Raw genomic sequence first — 20,998 nt, 5'->3', positions numbered from 1 at the left:
ATCAGGCAATTACTCGCTCCCAAAAGCACGATGTTTTTCATTGAATGGCCTTTTTAAAACGCGCACTTAGCTCTAAATTCTCTACCTTTATCACTTTGCTTGGAATTTTATAGCGCGCAAGGCGTCCCTGGCAGTGCTTTCTCACTAAATTTTTAAGCTCTAAATTTGAAAGCGCCGCAAGGCCCTCCTCCACAACTAGCTTAGCACTCACGCTCTGGCCTGTGAGGGCGTTAGACTCCCCATAAACAAGGCAGTCCCTCACCCCCTCAAGCTCCAGCAAAACGCCCTCCACCTCAAAGGGCAAAAGCTTCTCACCCCCGACATTGATCCACTCCTTACTGCGCCCTAGAATTTTAAGATACTCCCCATCCTCACGCTGCACACACTCTACCAAATCCCCCGTAGCAAAAAATCCGTCCTCTCCAAAAGCGGCGTTATCGTCGTTGAGATAGCCTAGGCTTTGCGTTTTTGTTTTCAAAAACAGCTCATTGCCCACAATCTTATACTCCACGCCCTCAAGCTTGATGTAGGAGCCATAATTTTTCGTTTGGATGATGCCCACCTCACTCGTGCCAAAGGTTTGGTGAAATTTCACACGAGGAAAGGCGTTTTTGAGGCGTGAAAGTAAAGCTTCTGGCATCTTTTCCGTGCCGTAAGTGATGACTTTAAGACTGCTAAGATTGTATTTTTCACCCACTTCGCTGAGTAAAAATAAATTCAAAAAGCTAGGGCTAGCGGGCAGGAGGGCGATGTGGTATTTTTCTATGCTTTGCGCGAGGCGTTCGATGTTTTTTCTATCACTCAAGCCCACCCCGCAAGCGCCCATTGAAAGGGCGTTAAAAAGGGTATTCAGTCCGCCGATGTGGTCAAAAAGTAAAAAAAGCAAAATATGCATGAATTTTGGCTTCTTATTCAGGTAGGAGGCTAAAAGCGCGTTAAGATCGTGCACCATGGCCTTTGGCCTTCCCGTGCTGCCGCTTGAAAAGAGCACGAGGGCGGGGGAATTTAAATTGGCTAGCAAGGTCGGATAGTCCCCGCACTCCACAGTCTTAAGCCCTCCCTCACCATAAAGCGCATCCGCTCCTGCTTCTTTGAGCTTGCTTTGCAGGTCGCTATCCCCACACATCAGCGGCACGGCCACCAAAGAAAGCTCCGCGCAGGCCAAAAGCATCGCCACGCTCGAGGGGTCGTGATCGCCCACGATGGCGATAACCCTAGCCCCACTCATTTGCCGCAAGAGGGCTATTTTTTCCTCCACCTGCGCCAAAAGCGCGGCGTAAGTGCAAATTTTTTCATCATAAATCAGGCAGGGCGAGGAGCCCTCAAAGGCGGCTAATTTTTGCAAAAAAGGATGCTTAAGCATAAACGCCTCCTAAAAATACCACCTGCGCCGTGACAAAGTCGCTCTTTTCATCGCAGAAAAATTCCACGACATTTAAGACATCTTCAAACTCGCCCAAACGCTTGATGGCTTGGGAATTTAAAAGCCTCTCGATCTTGTCTTGGGGGACATTTTTGATCAAATCTGTCCGCACGGGCGTGGGGCCTACGGCATTGACCGTGATGCCAAATTCACTAAGCTCCTTGGCGCAGGTTTGCGTGAGGTTGATGATGGCCGCCTTTGAAGCCGCATAAACGGCCTCGCCCTCAAGGCGTAAGGCGCTCGCCACTGTGGTGAAATTTATGATGCGGTAGGGCATGGCGCCTTTTTGCGTGCCCTTTTGCTGGGCCTTGAAATTCCTAGTCATGAGCTTAGAAACTTCACGCATCAATAAAAAAGAGCCGTAAAAATTCGTCTCAAAAATGCTTTTGACGCTTTGATAGGGCGTGGTGAGGGTGTGATTCATCGCGGCGATGCCTGCGTTATTGATCAAAATATCCACGCCGCCAAAACGCTTTTTAAGCTCCCGCACCATCCCCACAACCGCCGCCTCATCGCTAACATCAAGCTCAAAATGCGCGTAGTGAGGATGCTCTATGCTAGGCCCTACCCCTTGAGCAGCCGCACACTCTGAGGCCCTTAGCCAAAAAATGCTGGGCTAAAAATTTGCCGATGCCCTTGCGTGTGCCTGTGATGAGGATGGTTTTCACAGGAATTTTCCCTCGATGAAGGCGCAAAGCGTGGCGACATCCTTGAAGGGGGAATTTTTGGCGCTCATCGTTTTTTCATCGGCTAGGACGATGGGTTTTTGCAGCGCCTCGCTCAAAAGATCCTCCAAATCCGCGACAAAATTCACAAGCCCTAAAGAATCTAAATTCCCGCCAGCTCCAAAAATTTTCGTCCCCTCAGTGGCGTTTTTTAAGGCCTCATTTCCCAGCTCCTCGCCGTATTCTTTGAGTAAATTTAGAATGATGTTTTGAATTCGCATTTTTTATCCTTGACAAATTTCAAACGCAGCTTGCAAAAAAAAAAAAAAACAAATTAAAAATTTGGAACCCTTTTTGCTTTGCTTTATGAAAATTTAGATTCTGAGGATGGATGATGAGAATTTTTACCGTGATTTTGTTTTTTAGCCTGAGTTTGCACGGCCTAGCCATCAAGGATGTGGCTAATACCGTGGGCGTGCGGGACAATCAGCTCATCGGCTATGGCCTTGTCGTGGGGCTTAATGGCAGCGGGGATGGGACGAGCTCTAAATTCACCCTGCAGTCGGTTTCCAATCTCCTGCAAGGGATGAACATCAAGGTCGATCCCGCCGACATCAAGTCCAAAAATACCGCCGCTGTGATGGTTACGGCTAAGCTTCCTGCCTTTGCTAAAAGCGGGGACAAGCTTGACATCACCGTCTCCTCACTGGGTGATGCGAAGTCTTTGCAGGGCGGGACGCTTTTGCTGACGGCTTTGCGGGGGATAGATGGAGAAATTTATGCCATCGCGCAGGGCTCCATTTCCACAGGCGGCCTAGCGGCTAGACCCGGCGGGGCGGGCTCTCACTCTACTTCGGCCTCCGTGATGGGCGGGGCGAATGTGGAGAGGGAAATCCCGCAAAATTTCGCGCAAAGTAGCGATTTGGCGCTGAGTTTGAAGGTGGCGGATTTTAAAACCGCTCACGATATTGAGAGGGTTTTGAATGAGGTTTTTGACGCGGACATTGCGGTGGCGGTGGATTCTAGGACGATCAAGCTCACGCGGCCTGAGGAAATTTCTGCGGTGGAATTTATGGCGCGGGTTTTGGAGCAGGACATCGCCTACACGCCGCAAAGCAAGGTCATCATCGATGAAAAAACGGGCACGGTCATCGCTGGGGTCGATGTGGAGGTGGAGCCCGTGCTGATCACGCACAAGGATATTACGATAAAGATCGATCCCAATAATCAAAACGAGCTCGCTCAAAATGAGATCGATATGAAGGACGGCGGAGCTATCGATCCTGCCTCGAACACGCTGCGCATATCAGGCCCTAAAACCACGGTGGCTAACATCGCTAGGATGCTTAATAAGCTCGGCGCTGCGCCCAATGACATCATCGCTATCATGGAAAATTTAAAGCGAGCCGGGGCGATCAATGCGGAGCTGGAGGTGATATGATGCGGGTGGATAATTTTCTCAACACTTACAATATGGGCACAAATGCCCTTTTGGAGAGGGCCGCGAGAAATCCTAACGCGCAAAAAGCTGGGGAGAATTTCGGGGCGGCTTTTGGGGTGAAAAATGCTGAGGATGAGGCCTTGAAGGAGCAAACCGATGCCTTTGAGGCTTTTTTGGTGAAGTCGGTTTTGGATATTTCTTTGAAAAATCAAAATTCGCTTTTTGGAAAAGACGCTGGCGATGAAATTTACGCATCGATGTATAACGATGCGATGAGTAAGGCTTTGAGCGGGGGGCTGGGTTTTTCGAAAATGTTGTTTGATTTTTTGAAAGAAAGGGGTTAAGTTTTTTTAAAAATGGACGATATAGTTCGTAGAGGATTATAAAATCTAAAAGGAGGCGACAATGATAAATCCTATACAGCAAAACTATATAGCCAACGCTTCTAATGTCCATAAAACCGACAAAGAAACAAAAGAAACGAAGACAAATGAGGCTCAAAAAACGGAGAGCAGCAAGGCTTCAAAAATCGCAGAACAGATCAAAAACGGCACTTATGAGCTGAATTTAAAGGCCACAGCCGATGCGATAGCTGATTCCTTGCTTTAAAATTTTCTCCTTTTTGAGCTAAATTTGAGCGAGAAAAGGAGAAAAAATGCTAAAACAAAATCTTGACACAGTCAATGCCATACTGAAAGAACTCATAGAACTCACCGAGCAGGATATCGAGGATATACAAGCGGCCAAGCACGGTGGGGTGGGTGCGAGTGTGGAAAAAAAAGAACAACTCATCGCCCAATTCACTCGGGCAAAAAAACAGCTTGATTCCACTCTAGTAAGCCTCAACAATAGCTCCCCCAAGGGCCTGAGCGAGGTGCTTGATGAAGAGGACAAGCAAAAACTGGATCAGCTTAAGAAAAATTTACAGACCCTCCACAGCAAAAATAAAGAATACGCCAAATTCGTCCTCATCGTCAAGGATTTTCTTGATGGGCTTGTCAATACGATGTTTGATGATGGAACGAATCGTGCTTATGGGGATAAAAAGATCACGCCAGAGTCTATTTTCAAAATGCAAGTATAGGGGGATGGGATGGGAATTTTTTCTACGCTACATACGGGAGTTACGGGCTTAAAGGCGAATGAGGTCCAAATCGCCACCACGGGCAATAACATCACCAATGCCAATTCTACCTTTTACACGCGCCAAAGAGTGGTGCAAACAACCAATGGTTTTTACACCACAGGGGGCGTTCAGATCGGCACGGGGACGGCTATTGAGAGCATAGTGCGCCTGCACGATGAGCATGCTTATTTTAAGCTTAAAAACGCTACCAACCAGCAAGAATACACAGGCTACCTCAAACAGGCCCTGGAGGAGATTTCGCAGAGATTTCCGGATCTTCAAAATAATGGAATTTTAAACGATTTGGAAAATTACAATAAGGCTTGGAATGACTTTGCAAATAATCCCAATGAAAGCGCCACGAAGATAGCTCTTATCAAATTCGCCCAAACGCTAACGGAGAGCGTCAATAAATCCCACGCCACTCTGGGAAAAATCCAGCAAAAAATCAACGACGACATCAAATCCACCGTGGAGGAAATCAACCGCATCGCAGAGGAAATCGCGGGCATCAATAAGCAAATTTACGGGCAGGAGGCGCGATTTACAGATCATGCTAACGAGCTGAGGGACAAAAGGGATGAGCTTGAGCTCACGCTTTCCAAGCTCGTAGATAGCGTGGCGAGTAAGAGCGAAATCGTGCAAAACAGTCGCCTGGAGCAGACCATAACCGACCCCGGACGCCACTATAATCTTAGCATTGAGGGACTTAGCATCGTGGATGGGGTGAATTTCCACCCCCTAAAGCTTGACTATGATGATAAAAACAAGTCTTATAGCATCCACTACCAAATGGCCGATGAGAAAATTCGCGATTTGACGACTAAGATCAGAGGCGGGCAACTGGGGGCGCAGCTTGATTTGCGGGGGAGGGATTATAATAAGCTTGAGGGCAAGTATGATGATGGCATCATTCAGGGCTATATGAACTCGCTGGATACCTTCGCCAAGACGCTGATAAATGAAACCAATAATATTTATGCGAGCTCGGCTAAAAATTCTGCGACTTCGGATTATTTGAGCGAGCTGAGGGGGGATGTGCCGCTTACAAATTACGACAGGACCATACAGCCGGGTAATTTTGAGGTTGTAATTTACGATGAAAATGGCGGCAAAAAGGTCAGTAAAAGCATTGAAATCAATGTGAAAACCACCATGGAGGACATTGTCAGGCAAATCACAAGTAATACCGATGACAATAATGATAAAAACGCGCTCAACGATGTGGATGATTTGGTTGATGTGAGCTTTAGTTTTGATGTGAAAAGCGGGGGGCTTTTTCAAATCAACGCCAAAAGTGGCTTTAAGGTCGCCATAGAGGACAAGGGGACAAATTTCGCCGGGGCCTTTAGCGTGGGGGGCTTTTTTAACGGAAAAGACGCGAGTAGCCTTGCCGTGAAAAATAGCCTTGTGGACGATCCCAATACCCTAAGGGCTAGCAAAAATGGCGTCGATAGCGGCAATGATCTTGCCAATGAAATCATCCAGCTTCAATACAAAAAGGTGAATTTTTACAACGAAGACGGGACGATTGACGAGCTCACTATGGAGGAGTACTACCGCAAATTTACGGGCAAAATCGCAAGCGATGGGGAGAGCAATAATGTCGTGCATGCTAGCAATAGCACGCTTTACAATTCCGTTTATGCTGAGTATCAGTCCAAAAGCGGGGTCAATACCAACGAAGAATTGGCCGCCCTCATCCAGTATCAGTCAAGCTACGGGGCCGCGGCCAAAATCATAACCACAGTCGATAAAATGCTAGACACGCTGCTGGGGCTTAAGGCCTAGTGTTTGAATTTTGATGTGTGGGCTTAAGGAGAGACTGGAGAGGCTAGCTCAAATTCACAACGGTCCCGAGGGGCTTTTTGCCGCTGCTGATCCTCTGCAAATCGCTAAGAGGCACGGTGATGAGTTTGTCGCTTTGCTTTGTGCTCTGTGTGCCTACGGTAATGCGAAAAATATCGTTAAATTTTTGGAAAAGCTTGATTTTGATCTGCTAAATTCCAGCGAAAAACACATCAAAAAAGAGCTCAAAAATCTCAAATACCGCTTTCAAAACGAAGAGGATCTGCGACAAATTTTCATAACCCTCAGCCGACTCAAAAAAGAAAACTCCCTAGAAGATCTTTTTGCAAGTCCCTACAAAAAAAGCCTTGATGTGAGCGCGGGGGTGAAAAATTGCATCCGTGAAATTTATAAAATCAATCCTTACCGCTCGAGGGGCTATGAATTTTTTTTTGGTAAAATTTGGCACAACTCCCCCCAATCAGCGCTCAAGCGCTACAATATGTTTTTACGGTGGATGGTGCGAAAAGATGCCTTGGATATGGGACTTTGGAAGCAAATTCATAGCAAGGATCTCCTCATACCACTCGACACGCACACCCATAAAACGGCTCTCAATTTAGGACTTTTAAAGCGTAGAATTTGTGATTTTAAAAGTGTTTTAGAGCTAAGCAACAAACTGAAAGAATTTGACCCACAAGATCCGATAAAATATGACTTTGCGCTTTATAGACTGGGGCAAAATAAGGGACTGAAAAGTGGAATTTGAATTGGATTTGATTTTTTATTTTGTGCTTTTTTTCATCGCTATTTTTGCCGGATTTATCGACGCGATCGTAGGTGGGGGCGGACTCATCACCATCCCAGCCCTGATGGCTAGCGGCATCCCACCGCACCTAGCACTGGCTACGAACAAACTCCAAAGCGTGTTCGGCTCTTTCACCGCTGCGGCGACTTATTTGCGCTACAATACCTTACCATGCCTTGCTTGGGGCGTCTTTTTCACGGCACTTGGAGCGGCTTTTGGGGCCTGGAGTGTCTTGCTCATTGCGGATGGAAATTTAAGGCTCATCATTTTGATTTTGCTCGCTTTAATCTTTCTCTACACGGCTTTAAGGCCAAATTTAGGCAAAACGCAGGGCAGGACTAAGATTAAAAATGTCAAATTTTTTCATCTTATTTTTGGCTTAATTTTGGGATTTTATGATGGATTTTTGGGGCCTGGGACGGGATCTTTTTGGATCTTTGCCTGTGTGATTTTTTTGGGATTTGATATGAAAAAAGCAAGCATCAATACAAAAATTTTCAACTTTTCAAGCAATATTGTCGCTCTTGCAATTTTTTTGTGGCAATACGAAGTTTTGTGGCTTGTGGGAATTTTAATGGGTGTGGGGCAAATTTTAGGAGCGTTTTTGGGCTCAAAACTCGTGCTGAAAACGGATGGGGGCTTCATCAAAATCTTGTTTTTGTGTATTGTTGGGGCGACCATTTTAAAAGTTGCTTGGGATTATCTTAATAACCTCACATAAACTCGACGAAAATTTTTTTCAGCAATGAAAAACCAGTTATCACAATGGAGAGAGCTTGAAACATCAATAAAATAGAAATGTAACGACTTGACAACAACTTCATTTTTCAATAAAATCCCTGCTTTACTTTTTAGATTCCGGATTAGCTCAGCGGTAGAGTAGTCGGCTGTTAACCGATTGGTCGTAGGTTCGAATCCTACATCCGGAGCCATCGTTCAAAAACCTTCAACCTTCACGATCAATCTCCCATCAATAGCCACCAAAAATAGCATTATTTCATATTTTTTAGATTTTTTACGATCGCATCGATCTTTTCACTCGCCTTTTCGTAATCCCCATCTTTAAGCTCCTCTAAGGCATTAACAGCCGTAGAAAAATCTTCAATCTCATTAAGATAGCCCTCGATAGCCTCTCGCACTATGGCCGATTTGGGTTTTGATAGGTTCTTACTGAGCCTATCCAGTCTTTTTTTAAGTGGAGCGGATAATCTGAGTGAGTAAATTTTTACTTCGTTTTTCATTGTCTTTTTCCTTAAGAATGTATTTGATGAAATTTGATGGCTTGTTTGCATTTTTTGCAAGTGAATTTTACCCCCTGAAGCTCTATTTTTTGATGAATTCCAAAAGGCACATCGTGATATTTCCCCTGACAATCGCAAGTGTAAAGATAAAATTGCGGCTTCTCAGCACCATCAACACCCGCTTCCTCAAAGCTCACATCGCTACCGTCATCCGATGCCAGCGCCGAACTCCTCCATTCCTCCACTTTCATATCTTCATAAAGAATATGCTCCAAAAGCCATTTTTTGGCGATCAAATAAAGCTTTTCTTTCAAATCATTTGTGGACTTTATGCCCTTAATGAGATTGATCATCGTCTGTATGATCTCTTTGTGAATTTTGCGATGCGTTTCAAAATCCGGATATCCAATGAGCTGCATATATTTTTCCTCATCATTAAAATGATCTTTCATGTAGTTGAAAAATTCAGCCAACAAATCCTTGACTTCGCCCTTACTTACGGGCTTGTCAGAAACCATCTCCACTTTAGCAGCCAACTCAAAAAGCTTTTTATGCTGTTCATCGATTTTCGAATTATGCACACTAAAGCTATTATCCCATCTTGGAAGCATCTAGATTTCCTTAAGAATTTTTTATTTTTAAAATTTTTAAAATTAATATTGAAATAATTTTACATCATTGCTATGAGAAAATATTAATAAAATATTGAAAAATAAAAGTTTAATATTTTTTAAAATATTACGCTAGAATCAAAACTTGATTCCTCGTTTATTGCTATCACCAAAAAGGACAAAAATGCAAATTATGCTTTGTGCGATTTGTAACATCGCAAGTGGAAACTGCTCTGAGGACTGCAAATACTGCACTCAAAGCTCCTATGTCAAAACGCAAATTCAAAAATACCGCCGCAAGGACCTCGCTCAAATCGTTCAAGAGGCCAAGATGGCGAAAAAAAACGAGGCTTTGGGATTTTGCCTCGTTACCGCAGGGCTGGGGCTTGATGATGAAAAGCTAGAATATGTCTGTCAAGCCGCTCACGCCGTCAAAAAAGCAGAGCCCAATCTACTCCTTATCGCCTGTAACGGCATAGCAAGCACGGAGCAGCTTAGAGAGCTGAGAAAGGCTGGGGTTTTCTCCTACAATCATAATCTCGAAACTTCGCGCGAATTTTTCCCGAAAATTTGCTCCACGCACACTTGGGAAAGTCGCTTTGAGACAAATTTAAACGCCAAAGAAGCAGGACTCATGCTTTGCTGCGGAGGGATTTATGGCATGGGTGAGAGCGAGGATGATAGAGTGAGTTTTAGGAGGTCCTTAGCCGAACTTGAGCCCTTTTCCAGTCCTATAAATTTTTTCATCGCTAATGAAAACTTGAATCTAAAAGCGCCAAAACTTGAGGCCGATGAAGCCCTGCAAATCATCAAGGACACGAAAAAAGCCCTGCCAAATTCCGTCATTATGGTCGCTGGAGGGCGTGAGGTCGTGCTGCAAGAAAGGCAGTATGAAATTTTCCAAGCGGGCGCTGGGGCCATCGTGGTGGGCGATTATCTCACGACACGGGGTGAAGAGCCAAGCCGCGACATCACCAAGCTCAGAGAAATGGGATTTTCTTTTGCATCCGAGTGCCATTAGCCCCCAAACCTTAGTGGATTTAAAGATCCTCATCATCATAGCGACTTGCTTGCTCCTTTCGCCGCACGTTGCAAAATTATTGCGTCTGCCCATTTCTGCGACCGAAATCATGCTGGGAGCGGTTATAGCGTCATTGGGACTCATCGGCGAGAGTGAGAATTTCAAGCTTTTAGCCGAAATAGGCTTTTATTATTTGATGTTCATTGCGGGGATGGAGGTGAATCTGCACTCCTTTTTCAACATGGACAAAAATTTAGCCAAAAACAGCCTCTTTTACATCGCGATGCTTTATTTGCTTTCCTGTTTGCTGGTGTGGCTTTGTAAAATTCCTTACATTTTTGTTTTAATCATCCCCGTGATGAGCGTGGGGCTTTTGTCGGTGCTTTTTAAAGACCTTGGTAAGGATTGCCATTGGCTGAACGTTTCCATGACCACGGCGACTTTAGCAGAAGTCGTTTCCATCGTGCTTTTGACCATTGTTTCTTCTTTTTTGAATGAGGGCGTGGGTGCCCTGGAGACAGCGAAAAGCATTTTGTATCTTGGCATCTTTTTGGGACTGAGCATTTTGGGCTTTAAATTGCTCGAAGTGCTTTTTTGGTGGTATCCGCAGTTTAAGGCCGTCCTAATGCCTCGAGAGGATAAAAACGAAAAGGACATAAGATTTTGCATGGCGATTTTCATTTTTATCACGGTGATTATGGTGTTTAGCAAACTTGAAGTTGTGCTTGGCGCCTTCATCGCAGGCTCATTCATCGCAACCTTTTTTGACCACAAAAAAGACCTAGAACACAAACTTTCAAGCTTTGGCTATGGCTTTTTAATCCCAATTTTTTTCATCCACATAGGCTCAACCTTCAACCTCGCCCTACTCTTAAACCATCAAATTCTTCTCCAGGCCCTGTTATTGACGGCGACGATGATGAGCGTGCGGATGCTTTGTGCGGGAGTGTTTTTAAGCAAAATCGGCGCTAAAAATACCCTCCTCTTTGCCCTCAGCCACTCCATGCCCCTGACCCTGCTCATCGCCATAGCGACCCTATCCTACTCGGCCAAGCTCATCACCGAAAATTTATACTCAGCCCTTATTTTAACGGCATTGTTGGAGGTGATTCTTGCGATGAGTTTGATCAAATTCATTGCTAATTATAAAAAATGAAGTTACTTTTTTACACACAGGCAAAATAAATTTTTTTTACAAATGATAAAAAATACCCCGCATTTTTTCTTTGTTATAATACCCCGACAACAAAAGCGAAAGGATTGAGATGAATTCCATCACCATCACGGACAATAGAAACGGCAACCATTACGAATTCCCCATCTATGATGCCACGATAGGGCCGAGCGTTGTGGATATATCAAGCTTTTACAAAAAAACGGGGATGTTTTGCTACGATGAGGGGCTGACCTCCACCGCAAGCTGCAAGTCAAAAATCACCTACATCGATGGCGAAAATGGCATCCTAACCCACAGGGGCTATGGCATTGAGTGGCTTGCGGAAAATAAGCTTTTTTTAGATGTCGTGCATCTTTTGCTTTACAAAGAATTACCCAGCCAAGAAAAACTCGAATCCTTCCGCTACGAGCTTAAAAAACGCTCCTTCATCCACGAGGGCATGCACAAGCTTTTTGACGCCTTCCCCGACAATGCCCATCCCATGGCCATTTTACAGGGTGCGGTTTCCTCGCTTTCTGCCTTCTACCCCGATCATCTCAATATGAATGTCAAAGAAGAATACATGGAAATGGCAACGCGCATCATAGCGAAAATCCCCACCATAGTCGCAGCGGCCTATCGCTACAAGCACGGCTTTCCCATGACCTATCCGAATTTGGACCGGGGCTTTACGGAAAATTTCCTCTACATGCTACGCACCTACCCCCACGATCATGTCAGGCTCAAACCCATCGAAATCAAGGCCCTAGACACCGTTTTCATGCTCCATGCTGACCACGAGCAAAATGCCTCCACCTCCACCGTGCGCGCCGTAGGCTCCACCCACGCGCACCCCTACGCCTGTATCAGCGCGGGCATAGGCGCACTTTGGGGGCATGCGCACGGCGGAGCCAATGAGGGCGTCATCCGTATGCTTGAAATGATAGGCACGGTTGATAAGGTGGATGCCTTCATCAAAAGGGCGAAGGATAAAAACGATCCCTTTAGATTGATGGGCTTTGGGCATAGAGTGTATAAGAATTTTGACCCGCGTGCGAAGGTTTTGAAAAAGCTACGCGATCAGCTCATCGATGAGCTTGGCATCGATACCAATCTCATCAAAGTCGCCTCAAGGATTGAAGAAATCGCCCTGCAAGATGAATACTTCGTGCAAAGAAGTCTCTACCCCAATGTCGACTTTCACAGCGGCTTGATCCTAAAAGCCCTGGGAATTCCTAACGAAATGTTCGCCACCCTCTTCGTCATCGGCAGGACCCCGGGCTGGATCGCGCAGTGGATAGAGCTCAAAGAGCAAGAAAGCCTCAAAATCGTCCGCCCAAGGCAGCTTTATCTGGGAGAAGCGCAAAGATGAATTTAGACCCCTACTTGACCCTAGCTTTGGATGCGGCCGAAGCGGCGGCTGGGGTTATTTTGAGCGAAAGGGATGGCCTTAAAATTTGGCAGAAAGAGGACGGTTCACCCATCACCTCAGCCGATCTAGCCTCCAATGAAATCATCAACGAAAAGCTCTCCAGCACGGGTATTAAAATTCTTTCTGAAGAGAAAATTTTAGGCCCCAAAGAAAGGGCGGATTTGGAGTATTTCTGGCTCATTGATCCCCTTGATGGCACGAAGGGTTTTTTGAGGGGGGGGGATGAATTTTGCGTGATGATAAGCCTCATCCACCACGCAAGGCCTGTTCTAGCCTTGATCAAAAACCCCTGCAATGGCGATATTTTTTACGCCCACAAAGATAGCCCCGTGTATAAAAATCACCAAATTTTAGAAAAAAATCCGCACGTTTTCACGCAAAATAAACGCACCGCGCTCCTCAGCGTCAATCACCTCTGCAAAGACGATGAGGAATTTGCGCAAAAATATCAGCTCAAGGCTCTAAACATCAGCTCTGGGCTTAAATTTACCGCTCTTTTGGATGGCCGTGCGGGACTTTACAGGCGTAAGGAAAAATTAAGCATTTGGGATCTCGCGGCGGGAGATTTTCTCGTCAATCAAAATGGCGGCTTCATGGGAAATTTCCAAAAAAGGCCCCTTTGCTACAATGAGGATTTGAGGGCGGATTTTTTCATCGCGGTTTCTGATGAGGCTTTTTTGGATGATTTTGAGCTTTGAATTTTTTGTGTGAGTCTGGGGATGATGCGGATTTTTTTGTTTTTGGGGCTGTTTTTGTGCGCGATTTGGGCGAGTGATTTTTCCAAAAAAAAGCTGATTAAGATCGACGAGGGGCAGGATAATTTTGAACTCATCAATTTAGACCAAGCGAGGAGCACTCCGCCCCTTGACTCTCAAAAAGCCCTCTTTGATAGCTCGGCGCTTAAGGAAAATCAGAGCGCCATCCGGGATAAAAAGCTTGATTTTGCCATCGTTTTCACCTCCAGAAGGCCCTTCAGCTACCCAAGCCCTCAAGGACCCAAAAATTTAAGCCACACCTTCAGTCAAAACACCCTTAGAGCCCTGAGGCTGAATTTTGTCAATGCGGCCGCAAATGGCATCTACCAGAGTCAAAAAACTCTCAAAAGCTTCAGTCCTCAGGATGCGAGTTTGATCAATATCGCGCCTTTTTTGAGGCAGGAAAAGGACAGGGGGAAAATTTATGCGGATTTTGTGGATTATCTCATCATCATCAATCTCAACGAATTTTACATCAGCACCACGAATTTCATTTTCACTCAAAAGACGGGCGCTAATGCCGTGATAAATTTCAAGCTCATCAGCGCAAAGGGGGAGGTGAAATCCAAAAACATCACCCTAAAAATCGCCCTCGATGAAGACGCAAGTCCCCGACAAAACTACCAAAAAGTCCTCGATGAAATGCCCAAAATGCTGGCCCAAGTCGTGCACAGACAAACGAGAAGGCTCAAAGTACAATAACCTCATTTTCCAGCCGCACGCCAAATTCCTCAAAAACCCTACTCCGTGCCAGCTCGATGAGAAAGATCGCATCCTCAAAGCTCGCGCCGCCTTTGTTGATGAGAAAATTTGCATGCTTATCGCTGATCATCGCCCCGCCCCTCTCAAAACCCTTAAGCCCCGCAGCCTCGATCAGTGCCCCCGCAAAATTCCCGGGCGGATTTTTGAAGATCGAGCCAAAGCTCGCGCCGCTTGGTTGATTGCTCCTAGCGCTTTTTAAAAGGACATCCTTAGCATCATCAAAACCCCATTCTAGCTTGAATTCCGCCCAAAAAAGCGGCAGGGTCAGAGGGCAAAAACGATAGGCAAAAGTGACATCCTCGCGCAAAATCTCCCCCCTAGCGCTCATGATTTTTACCAAATGATGCGAGATGTTTTCATCCTTAAGCCCCGCATTCATCCTCAAAAGTCCGCCGAGAGTCCCGGGAATTTTGAGCAAAAATTCTAAGCCTTTGAGGTTATTCTCCTTTGCAAAGCGATAAATTTTAGCCGCCTTTGTCTTGCAGCCTATGCGCACCAAAGCGTGGGTTTTGTCCCTTTCTAAAAATTTTATAAAGTCAAAATTCTCGCCTAAAATCGCCATTTTTTTAGGAGCAGGACTGATGAGGAGATTATTCGCCCCGCCGATTAAAACGCCCTCAAAATCCCTAACTCTGTCTAAAATTTCCAGCTCAAATTTGCCCCCTATCCGCACGGAGGAATACTTGCTAAAATCGATAATCATTTGATGAAGGTTGGGATTTGATTGAGAATATTTTGCGTAAAATCTATCATCGTCGTCATCATCCATGGCATCAAAAAGATGAGCACGACCACCACTAGGATGATTTTTGGCACGAAGGATAGGGTCATTTCGTTAATTTGCGTTGTCGCCTGAAAAATACTAATGATGAGCCCGGCTATGAGCCCGGCTAAAAGCATGGGCAAAGACAACAAAAGCGTAACCTTAAAAGTCGCCACGCCCAAAGCCACTAGGGTGCTTTCGTCCATTTGAGTCCTTTAAGAATTTCTTACCTCTTCATACTCGCTGGGGATGAGATAATCCTGCGCTTTCAAAATTTTATCATAAAATTTATAATCATACCCTAGCTTGAAAAGCCTATCCACCGCCTCAAACTGCAGCTTGCTCATCGAGATGGAGTGCGCATTGGCGTAAAGATCGAGGTAGGTCTCAAGCCCGGCCCCATCCACGCGCACAAGACCCCGTTCCAAAAGCATGGGCGCTAAAATGCGCTTGTTCTTGTGTGCTAGAGCCACTGCCCGCGTCAAATCCCGCTCCACCTTGATCGCATCGCTAAGTGGCAGACTCCTGCGCAAAGCCATCCCCCCCAGAGGCAGGGGCAGCTCCTCGCCGGCAAATTCTCGCCAGATGTCCCAAATTTCAGCCTCCACGCAAAGCGAGGGGTCAAATTCCAAGATGCTCTCATGTATCAGCACCCCCGCATCCACCTCTCCGCCAAGAACCGCCCCCTCTATCTCTAAAAAATTCTTGTAGATGATGCGCGCATCGGGGTATTTCATCTTAAAAAGCATCGCATTTGTGGTGTTTGCCCCGCTTAGGGCGACCTTAAAATTACGCTTGAGAATTTTATCTTTTTTTTTGATGAGCTTGGGCCCATAACCCTCCCCAAAGCTCACCGCCGTGCGCAAAAGGGCGTATTCGTTAGCGATGAGGGGGTAGAGAGCGAAGGAAATCGCCGTGGCGTCAAATTCGTTCTGCAGGGCTAAGTCGTTAAGCGTTTGTATGTCTAGGGCAGCGTTAGTGTAGTGAAAGTCCCCCACCCAGCCGAATTTTATCGCCCAATACATGAAAATATCATCGGCGTCAGGAGAATGAGCGATGGTGATTGTTTTCATATTTTTCATAATGAATCCAAAAGTTTAAAGCGCTAGAAATACTTTCAATAGAAATTTTAAAATATCATTTAACTGAAGCAAAAAATTTAAACTACCCTTAATAAAATCAAATCCCCGCTTGTTTGAATGAAAAATCTTTACAACATAGCGAAGATTTGCAACTCGCGCTAATGCAACAAACTTGCGATTTTTGTTTGCAACATTATATTGCTTTGTGCGGCAGCAAAAGCGGCAGCATTTTCTCTAAGATAACCAGCGTTAAAATCATTAACATTTTTTGCCATATCGTTGTTGAGCAAATTATTTTCAGCAGCTTTTACACTGATGCTATTTTGCACGCTGGCATTGATATTGGCATTGAGGGCATTGATCCCTGAGCCAATTTCACTCCTCAAGCTCCCTAGCTGGTCAGTAAAAGAAGTGATGGTTTCTGGGTCGTCAATGCTTAAATTATCAACATTAAGTGGGTTTAAATTCGTTTTTTCCACCCCACTGCCCACGACAAAATCCATAGTTTGAAACACATTTTTGCCATTGTAAGTGGCATTGTTAAAAGAATCATCCATCGACTCCTTTATGCGCGTGGCTTCGCCCCTTAGCATATTTTTCTGGGCATCCGTCATAACGCCGCTATTCATCCTCACGGACAGCTCACTGAGTCTATCGGCACTTTGGGATATGTTCGTCAGGCTAGCATCGGCAATTTGTAAAACTCCTATCGCATCATAAGCATTTGCTACGCCCTGATCGATAGTACCAGATTGGGATCTTAAAGAATCGGCAATTGCCAAATTCGCACTATCCACACCGCTAATCGCCCTAACCGCAGCTATGTTATCCAAAGCCTTTTGGGAAGATTTGTGAGCGTTATCCAAGTAATAACTCTGCTTCAAAGCATTCGCGTCGTTGATTGTCATGATGGCCTCCTTTAGAGTTTTTAGACTTAAATTCTAGTCTTTTTTAGCTATTTTAAAACTTAAAAAAAATAAAAAAATTTGCATCATCGCAATAATTTTGATCACCACCTCACTTGCCTTATGCATTCTTGCAAATTCTTCGCTCTGCGTAGCGCTTTCGCCTAAATTTTGCGCGTGAATTATGTAAGCGCTAAAATAAAAAACGAAAATCAAAGCAAGGATAAAAATCAAAAGCGACAAAGCAAATTTAGAAAATCTTAATTGAAAACTCAGCTCCTTGTCTTTTTGAAAAAATGAAAATCCCTCATAACAGGCACCCACAGTCGCCACACCCAGCAAAACATAGCCCATTTTGACAAAAATTTGCGTCATGATAAGGCCGCTTTGAAAATGGCTCAAAACACCCTCGCCGATGAAGGATTGCGGGTAAAAGACCAGCGGCGCGACAACAATGCCCAAAATAAGCTCCGCGCCCACCATGGCGGCGATCAAAAAAAGATGAATGGCTCTCATTAAATTTCCTTGAAAATTTTTAAAGAATTCTACTGCGAAAAGGTTAAGAGATTGTGGGCGAAAAAGGCTCGATCAAAACCCCTCTCGTCCTGGAAAAATTTAGCTTCAAAATTGTGCTTTTGCAGGGATTGGGCTAGAATTTTTTTTTGATCATGTCCCATTTCACAGGCTAAAAATTTCACCCCTTTTTGAAAGCTAAATTCAATAATGCTTTCTAAAATTTCATGGCCATCCTCTCCGCCAAAAAGGGCATTTTTGGGCTCTTTTTGCGTCCATTTATCGAGCTTATATGAGGCCTTGATGTAGGGTGGGTTTGAAAAAATCAGCTCAAATTCCCCCCGCAAATCCTTAAAATCACTCAGGTGAAAATTTATCAAATGAGCCACTTTGTGTTTGATGGCATTTTGTTGTGCGATTTTTAGGGCCTTATCATTAATATCACAAGCTGTGATTTCAAGTCCCAATTCTTTGGCCAAAATGATGCTTAAAATCCCGCTTCCAAAGCCTATTTCTAGGATGTTTTTAGGCTTTTTGTTCCTGCAAAATTCTAGCAATTGCATCAGCAAAATTTCACTATCATAGCGGGGGATTAAAACGCCCTCCTCCACCTCAAAATCAAGCCCCCAAAACGAAGCCTTCTTAAAGATATACTCAAAGGGCTCTCCGTCTGCAAAACGCTCTATGAGGGCAAAATATTCCCGAGCGCTGAATTCTAAATTTTCGTTGAAAAAAAGCCAGGTCCTATCCCTCCCCAAATGCTCACAAAGTATGAACAAAGCCTCATTTTCATGCTCTTGCAGCCTTTTTTTTGCTAGCGTTAGGGCTTCTTTTATCGTCAAGCTAGCGCTCTAATCCTATCATCAATGCTAGGATGCGAAAGATGAAAAAGGGTATAAATTTTACTCGATCTAATGAAGGCCTTATTTTCCCTAGCGAGGGCGATGAGAGCGTTTTTCATATCATCTTTGCTAGTCAGAGCCGCGCCGTAAGCATCGGCGGCAAATTCGTTTTTGCGACTGAAAAAATTTAAAAAGGGTGAAAAAAACCCTAAAAAGACATTGCCAAAGATAAACAAAAGGGCGAACACACCCGCATTTACCCCACTCAAACCACTCTCATGGTAGAAAAATTCAGGCAAATGTGCAAAGATAAAAAACAAAGCAAAAAGCATTAATGCCCCGCTAAATAGGGCTTTTAAAATATCCTTATGTACAAAATGCCCAAGCTCGTGGCCTAGCACAGCCAAAAGCTCTCTCTCGCTTAAAGCCTTCAAAAGTGTGTCGAAAAGCACGACCCTTTTGCTCTTGAAAAGTCCGCCAAAATAGGCATTGAGTCTTTTATCTCTCTTGCTCGCGCCCATGATGAAGACACCATTAGCACTGAAGCCGCATTTTTTGATGAGAATTTGAATTTTTTCTAGCAAATTCTCATCATCCAGCCTTTGCATTTTGTTAAAAAGTGGCGCGATGAGTGTGGGATAGATGAGATTAATGATTAAAATGATGCAAAAAGACAGAACAAAGGCCGCTATCCACCAAAATTTCCCCAAAAATTCATAGCAAAAAAGCAGAGCGTAAATGATCAAAAATCCAAAAATTACAAGCAGGGCAAGGCTTTTTAAAAAATCTTTAAAAAAAAGTCCCGCCGTCATATTAGAAAAACCCTGTGCCTTATCCTTGACAAGGCTTTCATACAGGCTAAGGGGTAAATTTAAGAGCATCATCAGCACCAAAAAAGTCAGTAAAAAAAGCGTATTTTCCACGAGGGAATTTTCTTGGATGAGGAGGGTTTTAAGAAGAGTAAAACCAAAACCCAGCCAAATGATGTTGAGCATCGTCGCATAAAAACTGGAAAAAATGCGGAATTTTACATTTTCTATGGCTATATCAGCGGCTTTTTGATATTCATTTTCGCTTAAAATCGCAGCTTTTTGTTTTTTTTGATGGTCTAAAAATAAAAGCTCTTGGTAAGAAATGAAAGCAAAAATCACCATGTGGATGCATAAAATAGCGATTAAAAGCATAGATTTTCCTTGGAATTTTTATGTGATCAAGTGATTCTATCGAAATATTAATAACTATTAATTTTGATGCTTGAAAATTTGGATTTTGAGGGGACATAAAATAAAATGTCATTGAAAATTCAAAACTTTAATTTTCAAAAATTGCGATGACAAAAGGATTCATTAATGTGTGAAAAATTTGAAATCCGCTCGATTTTTTAATATGATAGTTATTTCAAAATTTTAAGATATTATTGTTTTCATAAATTTCTAAGGAGAAAAAATGCTTAAAAATTTTGTTTTGTGCTTGTTTGTTGCTTTGATTTTTGGGGGATGTGTGGGCAAACATGATACTTTCGCACAGGTTGATAAAGTGGTGAAAAATTCAAAGTGCTATCCTTGTGAAAGCAAACAAGGCTTTGAGGCAAAGATCAAAGGACTCTTGTATCTTAGCGATGTGGGGATAGTGTGCTGTGCGGATAGGCGGACCTTGGACACAGGCGTGGCTTTGAAAAAGGTCTATTTGCACCGCTTTTACGATCTAAGAGAGGAGCAAAAGCTGGTGTTTTTGAATGGGCAAAAATACTACATCGATTTGAAATTCAACGCGATTTTTTACACTTATCTTGAGCAAGAGCTTAAAAATAGGGGCATTATCGTGCTAGAAGACAATCCCAACTCCCCTTATGTGGCTAAGGTTGATTTAAGCTTTCTTCAGTTTGATGCCAAGCAAAATGCTTCTGGCTTGCACTCTAAGCTTGTTGGACTCTTGCATGTGAGCGATACGAACCGAAATAAAAAATTCACATTGAGGACAAAGCAGGATGTGCAGGGCTTTGAGGATATGAAGGATTTGTCTTTTTACACGCATTTGCTCATCAAACAAATGGCCAACAAAGCCGCTAGCCTTATTTCATCGATGTGAGGTGCGTTCACTGCCATGCTTTCACCCTTCTCATTTTTTGCGATAAATGCTGCGAAGAGTTGGGTGAGCTTTCTTTGGGGATTAGAAAGTTGGACGATTTTAAGGTATATTCTTTCTACAAATATAGCGAAATCAAGCATCTTTTGTATTCCAAGCATCATTTTTATGGATATTTTGTCTTTAAAATGCTAGCGAGGTTGAGCTTTCATCGTTTCAGAGAATTTTTCACCCCCAATTCCACCCTCAATGCCATCGCCTTAGATGATAGGGTTGAGAATATGCTCTACTCGCATTCTGCAATCCTAGCGCACTCCTTAAAAAGCGCCCACATCCGGCCCATTTTTGGAGCCCTACACGCGCAAAATCGCGTGAAATATAGCGGCAAAAGTTTGGAATTTCGACGCAAAAATAAAAGAAATTTCAAGCTCTTAAAGCCCGTTTTTTCTCCCGTGATTTTAGTGGATGACATCGTAACTACAGGCTCTAGCCTGCTCGAGGCTAAGGAGTTTTTGGAAAAAAATGAAATTCAAGTACTTTTTGGCTTGGTTTTAGCCGATGCGAAAGATTAGTTGGCTA

General features: G+C 44.1%; 25 protein-coding genes, 1 tRNA gene and 1 pseudogene. 15 read left to right on the top strand and 12 right to left on the bottom strand.

Going from position 1 to position 20,998, the window contains the following annotated elements:
* Positions 1–37: 37 nt before the first annotated feature.
* The 3 genes and pseudogenes from Q4A73_RS03400 to Q4A73_RS03390 all read right to left on the bottom strand — a co-directional run bounded on the left by Q4A73_RS03400 (position 38) and on the right by Q4A73_RS03390 (position 2,369).
* The gene (locus tag Q4A73_RS03400; RefSeq protein ID WP_303206031.1) at positions 38–1,363 is read right to left on the bottom strand and encodes a fatty acid--CoA ligase family protein; all 1,326 of its coding nucleotides are present in this window, start codon (positions 1,361–1,363) and stop codon (positions 38–40) included.
* A pseudogene (locus Q4A73_RS03395) lies at positions 1,356–2,097 on the bottom strand (SDR family NAD(P)-dependent oxidoreductase). Before Q4A73_RS03395 ends, Q4A73_RS03400 begins: the two are co-directional and overlap by 8 nt.
* The gene (locus Q4A73_RS03390; protein ID WP_303206030.1) at positions 2,088–2,369 is read right to left on the bottom strand and encodes a hypothetical protein; all 282 of its coding nucleotides are present in this window, start codon (positions 2,367–2,369) and stop codon (positions 2,088–2,090) included. The pseudogene Q4A73_RS03395 and the gene Q4A73_RS03390 overlap by 10 nt, the downstream one beginning before the upstream one ends.
* Before the next feature lie 113 nt (positions 2,370–2,482).
* On the opposite strand from Q4A73_RS03390, the gene Q4A73_RS03385 reads away from it, so the two are divergent.
* From Q4A73_RS03385 to Q4A73_RS03350, 8 genes are all read left to right on the top strand, one after another.
* On the top strand, positions 2,483–3,529 hold the full coding sequence (locus Q4A73_RS03385) for a flagellar basal body P-ring protein FlgI (RefSeq protein WP_303206029.1): 1,047 nt from the start codon (positions 2,483–2,485) through the stop codon (positions 3,527–3,529).
* Positions 3,529–3,873: a rod-binding protein gene (locus tag Q4A73_RS03380; RefSeq protein WP_303206028.1), complete on the top strand. Its 345-nt coding sequence runs from the start codon at positions 3,529–3,531 to the stop codon at positions 3,871–3,873. Before Q4A73_RS03385 ends, Q4A73_RS03380 begins: the two co-directional genes overlap by 1 nt.
* Before the next feature lie 61 nt (positions 3,874–3,934).
* Positions 3,935–4,138, top strand: coding sequence for a flagellar biosynthesis anti-sigma factor FlgM (locus tag Q4A73_RS03375; protein WP_303206027.1), 204 nt, complete (start codon positions 3,935–3,937; stop codon positions 4,136–4,138).
* A gap of 46 nt (positions 4,139–4,184) precedes the next feature.
* The gene (locus tag Q4A73_RS03370; protein ID WP_303206026.1) at positions 4,185–4,613 is read left to right on the top strand and encodes a flagellar protein FlgN; all 429 of its coding nucleotides are present in this window, start codon (positions 4,185–4,187) and stop codon (positions 4,611–4,613) included.
* Positions 4,614–4,622: 9 nt separating this feature from the next.
* A complete protein-coding gene (gene flgK, locus Q4A73_RS03365; RefSeq protein WP_303206025.1) occupies positions 4,623–6,446 on the top strand; it encodes a flagellar hook-associated protein FlgK in 1,824 nt (607 codons plus the stop codon).
* A 13-nt stretch (positions 6,447–6,459) separates the two neighbouring features.
* Positions 6,460–7,212, top strand: a complete 753-nt coding sequence (locus Q4A73_RS03360; protein ID WP_303206024.1) for a TIGR02757 family protein — start codon at positions 6,460–6,462, stop codon at positions 7,210–7,212.
* Entirely contained in the window at positions 7,202–7,972 is a 771-nt protein-coding gene (locus tag Q4A73_RS03355; RefSeq protein WP_303206023.1) for a TSUP family transporter, read from the top strand. The genes Q4A73_RS03360 and Q4A73_RS03355 overlap by 11 nt, the downstream gene beginning before the upstream one ends.
* A 136-nt stretch (positions 7,973–8,108) precedes the next feature.
* A tRNA-Asn gene (locus tag Q4A73_RS03350) sits at positions 8,109–8,183 on the top strand.
* A 60-nt stretch (positions 8,184–8,243) separates the two neighbouring features.
* On the opposite strand, the gene Q4A73_RS03345 is transcribed toward Q4A73_RS03350, so the two are convergent.
* Complete coding sequence (locus Q4A73_RS03345) at positions 8,244–8,492, bottom strand: ribbon-helix-helix protein, CopG family (protein ID WP_303206022.1); 249 nt, start codon at positions 8,490–8,492, stop codon at positions 8,244–8,246.
* An 11-nt stretch (positions 8,493–8,503) separates the two neighbouring features.
* Positions 8,504–9,103, bottom strand: a complete 600-nt coding sequence (locus Q4A73_RS03340; protein WP_303206021.1) for a bacteriohemerythrin — start codon at positions 9,101–9,103, stop codon at positions 8,504–8,506.
* A gap of 184 nt (positions 9,104–9,287) precedes the next feature.
* Between Q4A73_RS03340 and Q4A73_RS03335 the strand changes: the two genes are divergently transcribed.
* The 5 genes from Q4A73_RS03335 (at position 9,288) to Q4A73_RS03315 (ending at position 14,169) form a co-directional block, all read left to right on the top strand.
* Positions 9,288–10,124, top strand: coding sequence for a biotin synthase (locus Q4A73_RS03335; RefSeq protein ID WP_303206020.1), 837 nt, complete (start codon positions 9,288–9,290; stop codon positions 10,122–10,124).
* Positions 10,105–11,280: a cation:proton antiporter gene (locus Q4A73_RS03330; protein WP_303206019.1), complete on the top strand. Its 1,176-nt coding sequence runs from the start codon at positions 10,105–10,107 to the stop codon at positions 11,278–11,280. Before Q4A73_RS03335 ends, Q4A73_RS03330 begins: the two co-directional genes overlap by 20 nt.
* Positions 11,281–11,389: 109 nt before the next feature.
* Positions 11,390–12,652 (top strand): citrate synthase, encoded by a 1,263-nt coding sequence (locus Q4A73_RS03325; protein ID WP_303206018.1) that lies wholly within the window; start codon positions 11,390–11,392, stop codon positions 12,650–12,652.
* On the top strand, positions 12,649–13,410 hold the full coding sequence (locus Q4A73_RS03320; protein WP_303206017.1) for an inositol monophosphatase family protein: 762 nt from the start codon (positions 12,649–12,651) through the stop codon (positions 13,408–13,410). Before Q4A73_RS03325 ends, Q4A73_RS03320 begins: the two co-directional genes overlap by 4 nt.
* A 24-nt stretch (positions 13,411–13,434) precedes the next feature.
* Positions 13,435–14,169: a hypothetical protein gene (locus Q4A73_RS03315; RefSeq protein WP_303206033.1), complete on the top strand. Its 735-nt coding sequence runs from the start codon at positions 13,435–13,437 to the stop codon at positions 14,167–14,169.
* On the opposite strand, the gene Q4A73_RS03310 is transcribed toward Q4A73_RS03315, so the two are convergent.
* The 7 genes from Q4A73_RS03310 to Q4A73_RS03280 form a co-directional block, all read right to left on the bottom strand.
* Positions 14,156–14,932, bottom strand: coding sequence for a UDP-N-acetylmuramate dehydrogenase (locus Q4A73_RS03310; RefSeq protein ID WP_303206016.1), 777 nt, complete (start codon positions 14,930–14,932; stop codon positions 14,156–14,158). The two genes, Q4A73_RS03315 and Q4A73_RS03310, sit on opposite strands and share 14 nt — an antisense overlap.
* Positions 14,929–15,198, bottom strand: coding sequence for a flagellar biosynthesis protein FliQ (gene fliQ / locus Q4A73_RS03305; protein WP_303206015.1), 270 nt, complete (start codon positions 15,196–15,198; stop codon positions 14,929–14,931). The genes Q4A73_RS03310 and fliQ overlap by 4 nt, the downstream gene beginning before the upstream one ends.
* A gap of 9 nt (positions 15,199–15,207) precedes the next feature.
* A complete protein-coding gene (locus Q4A73_RS03300; RefSeq protein ID WP_303206032.1) occupies positions 15,208–16,065 on the bottom strand; it encodes an MqnA/MqnD/SBP family protein in 858 nt (285 codons plus the stop codon).
* Positions 16,066–16,232: 167 nt separating this feature from the next.
* Complete coding sequence (locus Q4A73_RS03295; protein ID WP_303206014.1) at positions 16,233–16,982, bottom strand: flagellin; 750 nt, start codon at positions 16,980–16,982, stop codon at positions 16,233–16,235.
* 33 nt (positions 16,983–17,015) lie between these two features.
* A complete protein-coding gene (locus Q4A73_RS03290) occupies positions 17,016–17,495 on the bottom strand; it encodes a DUF4149 domain-containing protein (protein ID WP_303206013.1) in 480 nt (159 codons plus the stop codon).
* A 29-nt stretch (positions 17,496–17,524) separates the two neighbouring features.
* Positions 17,525–18,334 carry a HemK/PrmC family methyltransferase gene (locus Q4A73_RS03285; RefSeq protein WP_303206012.1) on the bottom strand — a complete coding sequence of 270 codons (810 nt, stop codon included), beginning with the start codon at positions 18,332–18,334 and terminating at the stop codon, positions 17,525–17,527.
* On the bottom strand, positions 18,331–19,518 hold the full coding sequence (locus Q4A73_RS03280) for a M48 family metallopeptidase (protein ID WP_303206011.1): 1,188 nt from the start codon (positions 19,516–19,518) through the stop codon (positions 18,331–18,333). Before Q4A73_RS03280 ends, Q4A73_RS03285 begins: the two co-directional genes overlap by 4 nt.
* A 262-nt stretch (positions 19,519–19,780) precedes the next feature.
* Between Q4A73_RS03280 and mapA the strand changes: the two genes are divergently transcribed.
* Together mapA and Q4A73_RS03270 are read left to right on the top strand one after the other, a co-directional pair.
* On the top strand, positions 19,781–20,422 hold the full coding sequence (gene mapA / locus Q4A73_RS03275) for an outer membrane lipoprotein MapA (protein ID WP_303206010.1): 642 nt from the start codon (positions 19,781–19,783) through the stop codon (positions 20,420–20,422).
* Positions 20,419–20,991 carry a phosphoribosyltransferase family protein gene (locus tag Q4A73_RS03270; RefSeq protein ID WP_303206009.1) on the top strand — a complete coding sequence of 191 codons (573 nt, stop codon included), beginning with the start codon at positions 20,419–20,421 and terminating at the stop codon, positions 20,989–20,991. The genes mapA and Q4A73_RS03270 overlap by 4 nt, the downstream gene beginning before the upstream one ends.
* Positions 20,992–20,998 lie beyond the last annotated feature (7 nt).

Origin of the sequence: Campylobacter sp. (assembly GCF_030528245.1) — a bacterium.
Classification (GTDB): Bacteria; Campylobacterota; Campylobacteria; order Campylobacterales; family Campylobacteraceae; genus Campylobacter_D.
Note: the sequence above shows the minus strand (reverse complement) of the source record. Positions and strands in the feature narration are given on the sequence as shown.

Coding starts and splice junctions, on each gene's coding strand:
- Q4A73_RS03400 (WP_303206031.1), bottom strand. CDS start 1,363: ATGCTTAAGCATCCTTTTTTGCAAAAATTAGCCGCCTTTGAGGGCTCC.
- Q4A73_RS03390 (WP_303206030.1), bottom strand. CDS start 2,369: ATGCGAATTCAAAACATCATTCTAAATTTACTCAAAGAATACGGCGAG.
- Q4A73_RS03385 (WP_303206029.1), top strand. CDS start 2,483: ATGAGAATTTTTACCGTGATTTTGTTTTTTAGCCTGAGTTTGCACGGC.
- Q4A73_RS03380 (WP_303206028.1), top strand. CDS start 3,529: ATGCGGGTGGATAATTTTCTCAACACTTACAATATGGGCACAAATGCC.
- Q4A73_RS03375 (WP_303206027.1), top strand. CDS start 3,935: ATGATAAATCCTATACAGCAAAACTATATAGCCAACGCTTCTAATGTC.
- Q4A73_RS03370 (WP_303206026.1), top strand. CDS start 4,185: ATGCTAAAACAAAATCTTGACACAGTCAATGCCATACTGAAAGAACTC.
- flgK (WP_303206025.1), top strand. CDS start 4,623: ATGGGAATTTTTTCTACGCTACATACGGGAGTTACGGGCTTAAAGGCG.
- Q4A73_RS03360 (WP_303206024.1), top strand. CDS start 6,460: ATGTGTGGGCTTAAGGAGAGACTGGAGAGGCTAGCTCAAATTCACAAC.
- Q4A73_RS03345 (WP_303206022.1), bottom strand. CDS start 8,492: ATGAAAAACGAAGTAAAAATTTACTCACTCAGATTATCCGCTCCACTT.
- Q4A73_RS03340 (WP_303206021.1), bottom strand. CDS start 9,103: ATGCTTCCAAGATGGGATAATAGCTTTAGTGTGCATAATTCGAAAATC.
- Q4A73_RS03335 (WP_303206020.1), top strand. CDS start 9,288: ATGCAAATTATGCTTTGTGCGATTTGTAACATCGCAAGTGGAAACTGC.
- Q4A73_RS03325 (WP_303206018.1), top strand. CDS start 11,390: ATGAATTCCATCACCATCACGGACAATAGAAACGGCAACCATTACGAA.
- Q4A73_RS03320 (WP_303206017.1), top strand. CDS start 12,649: ATGAATTTAGACCCCTACTTGACCCTAGCTTTGGATGCGGCCGAAGCG.
- Q4A73_RS03315 (WP_303206033.1), top strand. CDS start 13,435: ATGCGGATTTTTTTGTTTTTGGGGCTGTTTTTGTGCGCGATTTGGGCG.
- Q4A73_RS03310 (WP_303206016.1), bottom strand. CDS start 14,932: ATGATTATCGATTTTAGCAAGTATTCCTCCGTGCGGATAGGGGGCAAA.
- fliQ (WP_303206015.1), bottom strand. CDS start 15,198: ATGGACGAAAGCACCCTAGTGGCTTTGGGCGTGGCGACTTTTAAGGTT.
- Q4A73_RS03300 (WP_303206032.1), bottom strand. CDS start 16,065: ATGAAAACAATCACCATCGCTCATTCTCCTGACGCCGATGATATTTTC.
- Q4A73_RS03295 (WP_303206014.1), bottom strand. CDS start 16,982: ATGACAATCAACGACGCGAATGCTTTGAAGCAGAGTTATTACTTGGAT.
- Q4A73_RS03290 (WP_303206013.1), bottom strand. CDS start 17,495: ATGAGAGCCATTCATCTTTTTTTGATCGCCGCCATGGTGGGCGCGGAG.
- Q4A73_RS03280 (WP_303206011.1), bottom strand. CDS start 19,518: ATGCTTTTAATCGCTATTTTATGCATCCACATGGTGATTTTTGCTTTC.
- mapA (WP_303206010.1), top strand. CDS start 19,781: ATGCTTAAAAATTTTGTTTTGTGCTTGTTTGTTGCTTTGATTTTTGGG.